The 13,332-nt window shown below is 43.8% G+C and carries 9 protein-coding genes; 5 read left to right on the top strand and 4 right to left on the bottom strand.

What is annotated here, in order from left to right:
* Positions 1–21: 21 nt before the first annotated feature.
* Positions 22–492: a hypothetical protein gene (locus ACX5KA_RS02885; protein ID WP_458730358.1), complete on the bottom strand. Its 471-nt coding sequence runs from the start codon at positions 490–492 to the stop codon at positions 22–24.
* A gap of 658 nt (positions 493–1,150) precedes the next feature.
* On the opposite strand from ACX5KA_RS02885, the gene ACX5KA_RS02880 reads away from it, so the two are divergent.
* Positions 1,151–3,661 carry a TonB-dependent receptor gene (locus ACX5KA_RS02880; RefSeq protein WP_039218321.1) on the top strand — a complete coding sequence of 837 codons (2,511 nt, stop codon included), beginning with the start codon at positions 1,151–1,153 and terminating at the stop codon, positions 3,659–3,661.
* A 78-nt stretch (positions 3,662–3,739) separates the two neighbouring features.
* Here the strand turns inward: ACX5KA_RS02880 and ACX5KA_RS02875 are convergent, their stop codons facing one another.
* Together ACX5KA_RS02875 and ACX5KA_RS02870 are read right to left on the bottom strand one after the other, a co-directional pair.
* Positions 3,740–4,453, bottom strand: a complete 714-nt coding sequence (locus tag ACX5KA_RS02875) for a hypothetical protein (RefSeq protein ID WP_458730357.1) — start codon at positions 4,451–4,453, stop codon at positions 3,740–3,742.
* A gap of 138 nt (positions 4,454–4,591) precedes the next feature.
* Complete coding sequence (locus tag ACX5KA_RS02870; RefSeq protein WP_039218318.1) at positions 4,592–6,841, bottom strand: acyl-CoA dehydrogenase; 2,250 nt, start codon at positions 6,839–6,841, stop codon at positions 4,592–4,594.
* Positions 6,842–7,150: 309 nt separating this feature from the next.
* On the opposite strand from ACX5KA_RS02870, the gene ACX5KA_RS02865 reads away from it, so the two are divergent.
* The 4 genes from ACX5KA_RS02865 (at position 7,151) to ACX5KA_RS02850 (ending at position 10,226) form a co-directional block, all read left to right on the top strand.
* Positions 7,151–7,705, top strand: a complete 555-nt coding sequence (locus tag ACX5KA_RS02865; RefSeq protein WP_458730356.1) for an outer membrane protein — start codon at positions 7,151–7,153, stop codon at positions 7,703–7,705.
* 194 nt (positions 7,706–7,899) lie between these two features.
* Positions 7,900–8,157 carry a DUF3081 family protein gene (locus tag ACX5KA_RS02860; protein ID WP_039218312.1) on the top strand — a complete coding sequence of 86 codons (258 nt, stop codon included), beginning with the start codon at positions 7,900–7,902 and terminating at the stop codon, positions 8,155–8,157.
* A gap of 225 nt (positions 8,158–8,382) precedes the next feature.
* On the top strand, positions 8,383–9,318 hold the full coding sequence (gene lpxL, locus ACX5KA_RS02855; protein WP_458730355.1) for an LpxL/LpxP family Kdo(2)-lipid IV(A) lauroyl/palmitoleoyl acyltransferase: 936 nt from the start codon (positions 8,383–8,385) through the stop codon (positions 9,316–9,318).
* Between the two features lie 290 nt (positions 9,319–9,608).
* Complete coding sequence (locus ACX5KA_RS02850) at positions 9,609–10,226, top strand: TcpQ domain-containing protein (RefSeq protein ID WP_039218307.1); 618 nt, start codon at positions 9,609–9,611, stop codon at positions 10,224–10,226.
* A 13-nt stretch (positions 10,227–10,239) separates the two neighbouring features.
* Here the strand turns inward: ACX5KA_RS02850 and glnE are convergent, their stop codons facing one another.
* Positions 10,240–13,137: a bifunctional [glutamate--ammonia ligase]-adenylyl-L-tyrosine phosphorylase/[glutamate--ammonia-ligase] adenylyltransferase gene (glnE, locus tag ACX5KA_RS02845; protein ID WP_458730354.1), complete on the bottom strand. Its 2,898-nt coding sequence runs from the start codon at positions 13,135–13,137 to the stop codon at positions 10,240–10,242.
* Positions 13,138–13,332: the final 195 nt, after the last annotated feature.

Below are 13,332 nucleotides of genomic sequence, written 5' to 3'. Positions count from 1 at the left end.
AAAAATTAAGCATTCATGCTCTCACCCTGGCACTAAAAGCGCTGTTGAATAAAACCCTGCAAGGTTTTTATCTGGTGATAGCACTGTTCCTGCGCCTCCAGCCATGGCTGCAAGTACCACCATAGTTGCCGCAAGCTCAATGGTGGCCATGGTCTGATAAAAAAGGACAGAATAAAGCGCCCAAATCGTTCCAGTAACATAGAGACCAACGGAAAATCGTATTAACGCGGGGCGAGGATTATAGGGCTTTCCGGCTAACTTGACGCGCCAGTAAAGAGAGTCCATCAGGCGGGCTACACAAACGCTAACCATAGCAGCCCACACTTGTAGCTTGTGTGTGAACGTCGATGGGTCAACGTTATCAAAGAAGAAAACGAGCCCCGAAAAGGCGAAAACAGTCATTAAAAAGCCGATAAAGCTGTTGCCTATCAGCATGTCAGTTGTGTCTCTCTCTATTTCAATCTTCGAGATAAAGTCGTTTTGTATACTCAACCTGTTGAAACCTATAAGTAATGCGTATGGTGCACATAATGCGGGTCAGAGAATGTAGATACCCCTTCAGTACAATTATTAACTATCTTCTATTTGGGCCTAATGATATTTAGCCTACAAACTTGGCTCCTTTATGGAACACTAGCGTGCCTTTTTTACAGCGTTAAAAATTTAACTTTAGAAACAATGGGTTATAATTTCTCTTTTTTTTAAACTGCATGTGGGCAGCCTAAAAAATGTACATCAAAGACCAAAAGGTCTCAACACCACAGTAGTTAACCATAGCAATATAGTATGCCTTTCGTCATATAGCTTTAAATAAAACTAAAGTTCATACGATAAACGTTGCCGGTAAATTAATAGCTAATTTTGCACTTTATAAATTATATTTCACTACGATTAAATTAACTTAATCGATATTTTTTACTCAGCCAAATCATCGAAAAAAGTCCTTGGCTCTTCATTCCCTTAAAATTGTTAACATCTGGAGTATTCGCACTAAAGTCTATAAAAAATTATTTCACAGGATGTTTACAATGTTGTTTTTTTGTTATAGATTCTTAATCGATTAAGCTTGTTGTGTTGCCATCCACCCTAGTAGTCTAGGGAAATAGGTTACTTAGGATTTAACAACTCCAACACATTGCCGGAGAAAAACATGAAAAAACATCACACACTCAACGCACTGACTCTTGCCGTTTGCACCGCGCTTTCTGGAGCGGCTGTCGCTCAAGAAGCTGCGACATCGGACGCTGACAAAAAGTCGAAAGAAAAGTTTGAACAAATCGTTGTGACTGCTGCACCTGGTGGCGCAACTATGCAAGAAGCAAGTGTTTCTGTAAGCGCGTTTGACGAGGAAGACATTGTTAAACTTGCACCACGTTCTACCGCTGAGGTTTTCCGTGCGCTGCCTGGTATTCGTGCTGAATCATCTGGTGGTGGCGGTAATGCAAACATAACTATTCGCGGTATTCCACTTGCTACAGGTGGCTCAAAGTTCCTGCAACTACATGAAGATGGCCTACCTGTGTTGGAATACGGTGACATCAACTTCGGTAATGCAGACAACTTCTTACGCTACGACTGGTCTGTAGCTAATGTAGAAGCTGTACGTGGTGGTTCAGCGTCAACGTTTGCAAGTAACTCGCCTGGCGGCGTAATCAACATGATTAGCAACACTGGTGAAGTAGCTGGTGGTGCTATCGGTACATCGTTCGGTGTTGACTATGAAGAGTTTCGTTTAGATTTCCGCTACGGTGGCGAAATCACTGATGACCTATATTACCATATTGCAGGTTTCGCTCGTGGCGGTGAAGGTCCTCGTGAAACTGGTTACAATGGTGACCAAGGCGGTCAGGTTAAATTTAATATCACGAAGATGCTAGACAACGGTCACATTCGTTTCTTCTACAAGAACTTAGATGACAAAGTGTCGACGTACCTACCTTCACCAGTACTAGTTAAAGGTGATGGCGAATATGGCCCAGTTCCAGGCTACGATGCAAGCTCGCAAGCATTGAATTCAGCGTACAATACGAATATTTCTACTTTCGACAGCTTCGGTAATCCGGAAAACCGTGACGTTCGCGACGGCATCGAGTCAAAAGTAAACTCATTTGGTGTAGAAGTAGACTTGGAAGTGGCTGAGAACTTGTTCTTATTAAACAAATTCCGTATTTCAGACATTTCTGGTGGCTTCATCGCACCGTTCACTGATGGTTTCCCTGCAGGCCCAGGTGATGTTTCAAACTTTGCTTCAGCACTTTGCGCAGGTGCAACCGACGGTGATGGCAATGCGCTAAATTGTGACAGCACAAGCGTAGTATTAGCCAACGGCCCTGGCGCAGGTGAAGTGTATACGGGTCAAGCATTTACAAATCTTCAGTTTGACACGCGAATTAACGACCTTGGCAACATGATCAACGATTTCAGCTTGCGTAAAGAGTTTGATAACGGTATCGACCTAACAGTAGGTTACTACTACTCAAATCAAGACATCGCTACAAGCTGGTCAAGCTGGCAGACGTTTATTCAAACACTTGATGGTGACAACTCTCAGTTGCTTACTATTACAGATGCAGACGGTGTTGAGCTAGTGTCTGATGGTCTTCTATCAGCAAGCTTCCTTTCTTGGGAATGGGACCTTAACTACGTGACCAAAGCACCTTATATGAACGTTGGCTTTGAGTTATCGGACAACATTTTAATTGATGCGTCGGTACGTCACGATACCACAGAAGCTTCTGGCGAGCTTATTAGCTCTTGCTGTGGTGGTAATGCTGACTTCGACCTAAACGGTAACGGTGTAATTGAGCAAATTGAAGATGCTTCTGCAACTAATAGCGGCTTTATCCGCGGTGGTGTAATCAACCTAAACCGTGCTGGTGCGGCGTCTCAAATCGTAGATTACAGTGCAAACAACACGTCTTACTCAATTGGTGGCTCATACCTACTGAGCGATAGCCAAACGTTCTTCGCTCGTTACTCTAAAGGTGGCCGTGCCATTGCTGACCGCCTACTTCAAATTGGCGGTACGTTGAACGCGGATGGTAGCCTAACAAGCACAACTTCTGGTTACGACACTACCAAGCAGTTCGAAATTGGTTATAAGTACGGTACTAAAGACCTAATGGTTAACGCTACTTTGTTTGATACTGTTACTGAAGATACGCAAGCAGAAGTAACAAGTGGTCTAACTTTCATGCGTGAATACGAAGCAACTGGTCTTGAGCTAGAAGGTCGTTGGAATGCAACTGACAACTTTGTGATGTCAGGTAACTTAACATGGACTGACGCTGAGATTAGTGACGACGTTAATAACCCTGCATTGGTTGGTAACACGCCTCGCCGTCAAGCGGATTGGATTTGGACAATTACCCCTGAGTACGTAACTGACACTTGGTCTGTTGGCGCTTCACTACAAGGCTCTACTGAGTACTTCGTGCAAGACAATAATGACCTGAAGCAAGATGGCTACACGCTTGTAAACTTATTTGCTACCTACTGGGTTAACGATCAGTTCTCAGTGTCACTTAACATGAACAATGCAACTGATGAGTTCATCATTACTGAGTCAGAAGAAGGTTCTGCGGCAGTGGGTAGTTATGTTCGAGCGCGTCCTCTTAACGGTCGTACAACAGTGCTTTCTCTAAAGTATATGTTTGACTAATAACACGTGTTTTAACGGGAAAGCACGTTAGCGTATACACAATAGTGAAACGCCCACTTCTCGAAGTGGGCGTTTTTTTTAGTTTTGTTGTTGGCTTGAAAGTGCGAGCTCCCTTGCAATAGCTTCTGATAAATCGTCAATTAAGTGACTATGTTTTTTGTGTATTACATGCACAATCTCATGTTCGACGAGGGGAATAAACTCTATTCCTAACTGTCTGAAAATGTCTTCTTCAGTGTGATCACTTGGCATTATCGCGTAATCAAAGCGCCCGCTGAGCAGCAGATCGATAACATGGTGGAAGTCATCAAATTCAAATATATTGGCTTTTAACGCACGGGATTGCTTACCCATATTAACGAAAAAACGTGTGGTAGCTGCTATGGCGTTGTCAGGGTTTTCAATAACATCCTTACTACATTTCGCTCCCCTGATACAAAGCAGAAAAGATGCGCCATGAGAAAGCGCGGGAGGAACAATTACGATATTGTTATCATGCTGAGCAACAACATCAAAACGAACGACGTCTGCATCCGTCATACCTTGAGCTAGAAGCCGCAGGCCGCGCTCCCCTCCAACTTTTTCGAAAGTGACTTCAACTCCAATACTGCGATAAGCCCGTTCAATCAGAGGTTTATAAAAATTATTTACGCGCGGATGATTTAACTCACCAATGACAAAATGTGAACCCTCGTGTTCCGCAACGACGTTGAGCGATGAGACTAGAAGTGTAATAAAAAGAGGAAAAAGTTTCTTAGCGGTTAAAGCAGGAAACTTACACTTTCTTTTCACCGCGCGATCCTTTCAGCGACTAACCTAATCCCTTAATGGTAGAGCACAAAACGAACAATGAAAAGAAATGGCAAGTAACATAAAAAAAGCCCCGTCTACTGACGGGGCTTTATATTCATTAAGCTTTCAGCTAAATGCTTATGCGGCGTTTTGACCGCCATCAATAGCTTTGAGCGTTTGTGACGCAGGAACAAGTTCCATATCAAATGTGTACTCGTCTACGCGAACTGCTAGCTTACGCTTCTCGTTGTAGTCGTGAAGCTTAGCGGCTTCATCAGCAGTTACAACGCCTTTCTCTTGTAGCTTGTTAAGTGCGTGCTCGAAAGAAATAAACGGTACAACAGGCTCTTTGCGAAGTGCTTTTTGCACTTTACCAAGAAGATGCGCTACCGCGTGCTTCGCTTTAAACGCTTGCTCGTTGATGTCGTTGCCATCTCCAGGCGTAACGCGAACAAGGTGAGTAAGCTGCTCTTTCACGCTGTTATCTTGCATAGACGCGATAGAAAGCTCACGCACTAGGTCATCGCTGATACCCGCAACACTGTTGGTGTAGGTATTTGTAAGAAGACGCATTAAGCCACGTGTCGCCGTGTTCGGGAAATTGTTGATAAAGTTAACAATTGCCTGGTCAGCTTGCTGTAAAGACCACTGCATTGCGTATTCAAAGTACGGAAGCGCAAGCTTTCTATCTTCGATACGCTGCTCGTAGAAACGAATTGCTGCCATCGCACCGTACAGGTAGCTCATTACGTCACCTAGACGCGCTGATAGAAGCTCAGCTTTCTTAAGGTCACCGCCTAGTACCGCGAGAGAAAGGTCGGCCAGTGGCGCTAGTTTTGCTGAGATGCTGTTTACACGCTTCTCGTATTTACGAACTTCAGGTAATGCAGACTCGCTTTCACGTAAGAAAGGAAGGTAGCCTTTACCTAAGCTGCGGAACGCATTTTTAACGCTGAAACCAACGGTCTTACGAAGTACCTTGTTGAATTCTGCATCCGCAGAACTTTCGTTACTGTGGATTAAATCAACCATATCTTTTAGGTAAGGGTGACAACGCATTGCACCTTGACCAAAAATCATTAGGTTACGAGTAAGAATATTCGCGCCCTCTACCGTGATTGCGATAGGAAGTGCAGCATAACCGCCTGCTAATGTGTTCTGAGGACCGCGCTGAATCGCTTTACCTGCCTGGATATCCATCGCAGAGTTCATAACGTCACGACCAAGTTCGGTCATGTGATACTTCGCAATTGCCGTTACAACTGACGGCTTCACGCCAAGGCCTAGACCTTCAGTTGTTAGAACACGCATCGCTTCAAGTAAGAATGTCTTGCCTGCGATGTCTGCCATTTTCTCTTGAATGCCTTCGAAGCGACCTATTGGAAGACCAAACTGCTCACGTACGAAAGAATATTCAACTGTGCCTTTAAACGCAGATTGCGCTGTAGCTACACCCATTGCCGGAAGTGAAATACCACGTCCTGCACCTAGACAGCTAACAAGCATCTGCCAGCCACGACCGATGTTCTTTTGACCACCAATGATGAAGTCCATTGGGATGAATACGTCTTGACCACGAGTAGTACCGTTGTAGAAACGAACGCCCATTGGGTCATGACGATTACCAAGCTCAACACCTGGGTGCGACTTAGGAAGAAGGGCACAAGTGATGCCTAGCTCTAACTTGTCGCCAAGTAGTTGGTCTGGATCGAATACTTTAAATGCTAGACCAAGTACAGTTGCAATAGGCGCAAGCGTAATATAACGCTTGTCCCAGCTAACGCGTAAACCAAGCACTTCTTCGCCGTTATATTCGCCTTTGGTAACGATGGCCGCGTCAGGAATAGCACCTGCGTCTGAACCTGCTTCTGGGCTTGTTAGCGCGAAACAAGGGATGTCGCGACCGTCCGCTAGGCGAGGTAGCCAGTAGTCTTGCTGCTCGTTCGTACCATAGTGCATTAGAAGCTCACCTGGGCCTAACGAGTTAGGTACCATAACTGTTACCGCGATTGCACCACTTTTAGCTGCAATGGTTGCTACGATAGTTGAGTTTGCATACGGACTAAACTCAAGACCGCCAAATTTCTTTGGAATGATCATTGAGAAGAAACGATTCTTACCAAGGAAGTCTAACACTTCTTGAGGAATGTGTTTGCCGTTGCCAAGCTCGAAATCATCGATCATGTTCAGCAATTCAGTTACTGGACCATCCATGAATGCTTGCTCATCCGCGCTCAGTTTCGCCTGAGGGATGTCGCGTAGCGCTTGCATGTCAGGCTTACCCTGATAGATAGAAGATTCAATCCATACGTCACCCGCATCAAGGGCTTCTTGTTCTGTGATTGAAATTGGGGGTAATACTTTCTTTAAGCTAGTTCTAATACTCATAATAACTCATCCGCTCATCTGACCAGTTGTTTTAGTTAATACTACACCTTATTTTGAAAAGATCAAATTTTGTGACAACATGCTGATTTATCTGTAATTAATATTTACTACTACGCCTTTTTTGTACGAAATTTTGAAACAAACGTTTAACATTACTCAAATTTAATGGTCGAAAAATGTACAAGGTTGGTCGTTCGGGACAGATAAACCGATAAGTGACCGTTATCGAACCTTAATTTTCGCGAAGCGCGTTTTATTTATCCTCATTGTCTTTTATAGTTAGCGCTCTTTAACAAGGAGAAGTAAAAAATGCGTAGTCTTTCACAATCTTTCGCCAAAACTGTTATTGGTAGTGCGGCCATAGCGAGCTTAGTTTTCTCTGGGCTAGCCGTAGCAAATGGGTACGCAGTGGCGAATATTGGATATGGAAATGTAGATACTGAAGTAGATAGTGAAGCCGACGTCAGCTACTCCGCTGCGCTAGGATACCAGTTCCATCGTCAGTGGTATGTGGAAGGGGGATACATCTCTCTAATTGATACGGACAATGATGAACAATCAATTTCATCGAAAGGCCCATATTTGGCGCTACTAGGAAAAGCAAGTAGTCAAAAGGGCGAACTTTATTACAAAGTAGGTTTAGCAAGCGTTGACATCGAACATGCGTCTATAGAAAGTTCTGCTTGTGGTAGTGATGCTGTCATTTGCGGTTATGATGACACTATTATCGCTGGGCTTGCCGGTTTGGGCTTTGACTATTATCTTGGCCTGCAGTCAATGGTTCGTGTGGAATATACCTATTTTGGTGGTAAAGATGATTTCTCAGCTCACATCGTCAACCTTGGGTTTCGCTACAACTTCTAAATAGGCAATGAGCTTGAGACCGGTAAGTTACGTTTAGGCTGTTCTTTGCCGCCCCTTAATGCATGAAATGCTTTTCTATATAGCATGATTACTTGGATGTTTTTTCAACGGATAGAAAAGAACTAGAGATATATTTAAATCCAAAACCCGTTTGCAGATGTAAAAATAAGTAAATTCACAACTATGGATTTACAATGAAAAACGAATTAGACAGCAAGTTCTTACTTCAGGTTTTCGATAAGATTCGCCAACATGGCGCGAAAGAAAACGAGCAGTATAAGCTTAACGGGATAACTGCGTTTACTGACCACGACGGATACACGCTGTACATCGAAGACGTTAACGTGAAGCTTCAGTTTGGCTTTCATAACCAGTATCGCTTTGATTATGATTCTAAAGAACAGTATGAGTCTTTTGAAAAGAAACTAAAGCAAATCGATAAAGAATATTGAGTTACAGTTTCATTTATTCTTGCTTCATCAGTTGACAGATGATGATAAAATAAATGTAAAGACCAAGTGGTGGTATTTAGCGAATAATATAACTCTGTCACCGCTTGCGTTATGCTTGGCGTCACTTCGTTTATTGTACACTCTGTAGTGATCAACTAGCCCAATTAGCCCCGCCAAAAACCTTCTGATACAATGCCTTCCACTTCACTTCATAGGAAAGATACATTGGCGGCGGCAATTAAAGCTCCTAAGTTTAAATTGGCATTCCTCGGCCCTAAGTTCTGGCCCGTTTGGTTAGGCGTTTTCATTCTTTACACTATAACCTGGCTACCTTTACCTGTTATTCGATTTATTGGTGGTGGTGCAGGAAAACTGATCGCGTTAGCGGTGCCAAAACGTGCGAAAGTTGCGAAGCGTAATCTAGAACTTTGGAACCCATCATTGTCAGAAAATGAAGTGAACGCACTTTACAAGGAAAACATTAGGCGAACGGGTATGGCACTGTTTGAAACCGCCATGGGGTGGTGGTGGCCTGATTGGCGAGTAAAGCGCGCTATTGAAATTGAAGGTACTGAGCACGTAGAAGCAGCCCTTGCTAAAGGCAAAGGTGTTTTTGGTATGGCGTTACACAATATGAACCTAGAGTTTGCGTGTCGCGGCATTGGCTTTTACCATCCAAGTATTGCCTTTTACAGAAAACACAACAACCCGCTGGTTGATTATCTTCAGTATCACGGGCGCAATCGCTCTAATAAGTACATGATTGATAAACGCAATGCTAAGGCACTTATCGCAGCACTTGATGATAAAGAGCTATGTTTGTACTTGCCCGACCAAGACTACGGCCCAAGACAAAGCATTTTCGTGCCATTTGGTGGCGTGGAAGAAACAGCAACCACCACAGCAACGCTAATGTTTATTAGGCGCACCAATTCGGAGCCAATGATTATCACCTCTCAATATACTAAGCGTGGATATAAGATAAAAATATACCCGCCGCTTTCTGAACTGGGCGCAATGGAAGATGTTGAGGCTTTAACACTTTTAAATCAGCACATTGACAGCGCCGTGAAAGAGCAGCCAGAGAGCTACTTATGGATGCATAAGCGTTTCAAGACGCGCCCTGAGACTAATCCAGAATCGCTTTATAAGTCATTGTAGCGTTTTTTCTAAGTTCCTCTTTATAAAACTGCGTTATTGCAGCGATTGGCTGTCATCGATAAGGAAGCCTTGTTAAAAAGGCGGGTGAAAATGCCTCAGTCATATAGGGCAAGCGTAAGTAAAAACATTATTTACGCTAAATCTCGCCGTAAGCAGTTGCTCCTGTAAAAATAGATAAATAGGATAAAGGCGTAATATAGCCGCTTCGGCTAAAATACGAATATTGGGACGAACTCGAGCAGAGATAGTAACTCCGCTCGACTTCTAGCGTGATTACAGATTGGTAGGTTATGGGACAGACGAGTTATTCAAGCTCTTCATTTTGGGCAAAGCAAATTGCTATCGCTGTGGTACTTGTTATTGCTGCGGGTGTTTTGATTTATATACTTCAGACACATGAAGAGTCACCCACACCCGCATCACAGAAAGAAGAGAAGTCTGTATCAAAAGGCCTTAGCGAGTTTTATCGTGATTTTCGTATGTCCTCAACGGATCCATTAGAAGATGAGCAGGGCGATTTTGTGCTGGATATTGCCGGTGTAGACCCTAACCTCGATAGTAAGTTAGCGAAAATGTCCAGTCAAACTCGTCCAGTTGAAAAAAACTGGACCGGTGAGCACAAATATCGCACCTTCGCAGAAGGTAATACGCTTCGCGAGGCAATTTCACAGTATGCACAGGCAGAAGGGATGCAGTTAATTTGGAACCTTGAACAGGACTTCGTCATTAAACATCAATTTCAACTGGATAACACGGTAGCGGGCTCATTAGCTAAAATTGCAAGCGCCATTGACAGCAGTTTTGAAGGTGAAGTCACAGCTTACCTGTGTGCTGAGCAGCGCTCTTTAGTTGTAACGGCAGAAGAAACAGATTTTCTTAAAAATCAATGTCGTCGAGTTCGCGGGTAGCGCGTTTATAGGCTCACTCATCGAACTTGCCAAATAATGCGTTCCAGTGTTGTGTTACTTGCTCGCGTATAACATCTAGCTCTTCACTTTGATCAGCATATTTTGTGTCTGCTAGCGTTAGGTGATGATATTGCTCTCGAAGCCGCAGGTACGCCTTTTGAAGTTTTTGTGCTGTGGGCGTATCAATAATGTTCGCGTTGGCAGCCACGTCAAAAATTCTCAGGTTATCTGGATATTCGGTCATTCCTTTTACTTTCCAGGCATAGGCTAATACAAGATATTGCGCCATAAACTCAATGTCTGTAATGCCTCCTTCACATTGTTTTAAGTCCACTTTTTCATTATCTTTAGCCAGCAGGTGTTCTCGCATTTTAATGCGCATTTTGCAGACATCTTGCGACAGTGTCTGGGGATCTCTAGATTGACTGAGAATGGAATGTCTTACCTGTGTAAAGTCTTCCAAAAGCGATGCGTCGCCGCAGATAGCTCTTGCTCTCACCAGCGCCTGGTGCTCCCATGTCCAGGCTTCCTCTACTTGGTATTTCTCGAAACCGTTTATATGACAGCACAATAGCCCAGCGTTGCCAGAAGGGCGCAAACGCAAGTCGGTTTCGTATAGCTGTCCAAACAGTGTTTTCGTATTAAGCAAGTGCATAATCCGTTGGGCCAACTTAATATAAAACTGTTGAGCCTCAATCGATTTTTTACCGTCTGTACTACTTGAACGGGGCGCGTTGTGTATAAAAACCAAATCTAAATCCGATCCATACCCCAACTCATAGCCGCCCAATTTACCGTAACCGATAACGGCAAAGCCTTTGTCATTACCCTCAAGATGCGAAGGAACGCCAAAGCGCTGTCGCATTTGCATCCATGCTGCATGTAAAACGTGTTCTAAAATAACTTCCGCTAATACGGTAAGTTTATCGCTTACGTTATTAATAGGCAGGGATTCACTGATGTCACTGGCCGCGATACGAAGCTGCTGGCAAAGCTTGAACTGCCTCAGTCCATCCATCAACATTTCAACGTCATCTTGCTCAATACGCAGCATAGTCTCGCGCAGCTCGAGCTGATATTCCTGCTTACTGGTTTGAATGTCAGTGTTTTGCTGCCCTAGATAGAGTGGGGTGAGTAGCTCATCCAGTAAGAGAGGAAATCGTCTAATTTCTTGGGCAATCCAGTCACTTCTCTCGCAAAGTCTTACCAGCTGTTTGAGTACATCTGGGTTTTCTAACAATAAATCCAAATAGGTTGTGCGCCCCGTAATGGCTTCGATCACGCCGAGCAAACGGCTTAATACTTGCGCCGTGTGATTGGGGTGCTGATTAATTAGCACATACAAAATTTCAGGCAGCAACTTATTCAGCGTGTCCTCGCCTTTTTGACCTATACGATAATTTCGTTGTTTTTCTTTGAAAGCTACAAGGATTGAGAAGATGTCATTAATGTCCTTGGATGATAGGTAAGCACTGAAGGTTTCAGTAAACTCATCTTCTTGTAACGAAAGACGCCATGCATCCTGACAAGCAATAAACAACTGATCTTCTTCCGAGTGCGTATCATGAGACTCTTCAACTAGCTCATTAAAGTGACTATGAATACGCGCCATAGTGCTGTCTAAATGGGTTAAAAAGTCGCTATAGCTAGCAAAACCCATCACATCAATCAGCGCATTTTGTTGCCACGGCTCGTCAGGCAGTGTTTGAGTTTGGCGGTCTTGGCTTTGTTGTAACGTGTGCTCTACTTTTCGCAAGAACAAATAGTCTTGCTTAAGCTGCTTTGTTACGTCGCTTTCTACTATATCCAATTCGCTCAAAGCATCTAAAGTGCGAAGTAAAGACTTACTTTGTAATGCGGGCTCACGACCGCCGTGGATTAGTTGAAAACTTTGCGCAAAAAACTCGACTTCTCGAATACCGCCAGCACCCAGTTTGATGTTGTTGCTTAAGCGTCGCCTGCGAATTTCGGTAGCTATGAGCTTTTTCATATTGCGCAGCGCATCAAGAGTAGTGAAATCTAGGTAACGTCTAAACGTGAATGGCTGCAAAATACTGTTCAGCCATTTTACATCGTCTGAGTGGTCATCATTGATAACCCGCGCTTTGATCATGGCAAAGCGTTCCCAGTGCCTGCCTTGGTCTTGGTAATAGTCCTCTAAGGCAGCGAAATGCATTACAAGGGGACCGGAATCTCCAAACGGACGTAAGCGCATATCAACGCGATATACTTGCCCATCGTTAGTAACTTTATTTAGTGCTTGAATAAGCTTTTGAGCCAGTTTGGTAAAAAACTGCTGATGCTCCAAGGCTTTCTTGCCGCCGCTAGTTTCGCCTTTTTCTGGGTAAGCGAATATCAAGTCAATGTCTGATGAAAAGTTGAGTTCTCGCCCACCCAGCTTGCCCATACCAAGAATGTACATGTGCATATCTTGGTTGTTACTCTTTGGCGTTCCATATCGGTGAGCTATGTGCTGGTAAATCCAATGATAAGCGCTTGTTATCAGCGCATCTGCCAATGCCGAGACTTGTGCAAGCGAAGTTTCTATATGCTGTTTGTTGAGCACATCTAAGAAAGTGATACGCGCCATTTCTTGATTGCGGTATTCGCGAAGTACCTTCAAAAACTCGTCTTCGCTCTTTAGTGATTCGAGCTTTGCTTTTAATTCAGTGCTGAAGCAAGTAGCGTTTGAGTCAGACACAAGCTCAACAACTCTGGAGATAAACGCAGGCTTTTGTACCAGTGTTTCGGCTAGGAAAGCAGAGCGAGCAAAAGCGACTAAAAGTGCTTCGCGATGGTTCTCTGCAATGAGTTGATCGGTTTCGGTTAGCGCCGGTGAATCTAGCAACTGCGCCCATAATTTTTCGGCTTGCTCTAGGTTTGTCATGCTATTTTCGTTGTCTATTGGCATAATGCTCGCGTCTTAAGAGAAATCGATCGTATAAAATAATGAATACTCTCATTTTTATTGAGGGTATTCATAGCCTGCTGAGTTTTACCGTCTTGGACAATGACGGTGACTGCTTCGGGCATTTATTAAAATAAATCTGAACAAGTTCGCTGTCATCCTTGTAACAATTTAGCAAGGATGGATGCTGCTGCCCCA

This window comes from Alteromonas alvinellae, assembly GCF_902705805.1.
The sequence above is the reverse complement of the archived record's forward strand: the minus strand, read 5'-3'. Positions and strand labels throughout refer to the sequence as shown.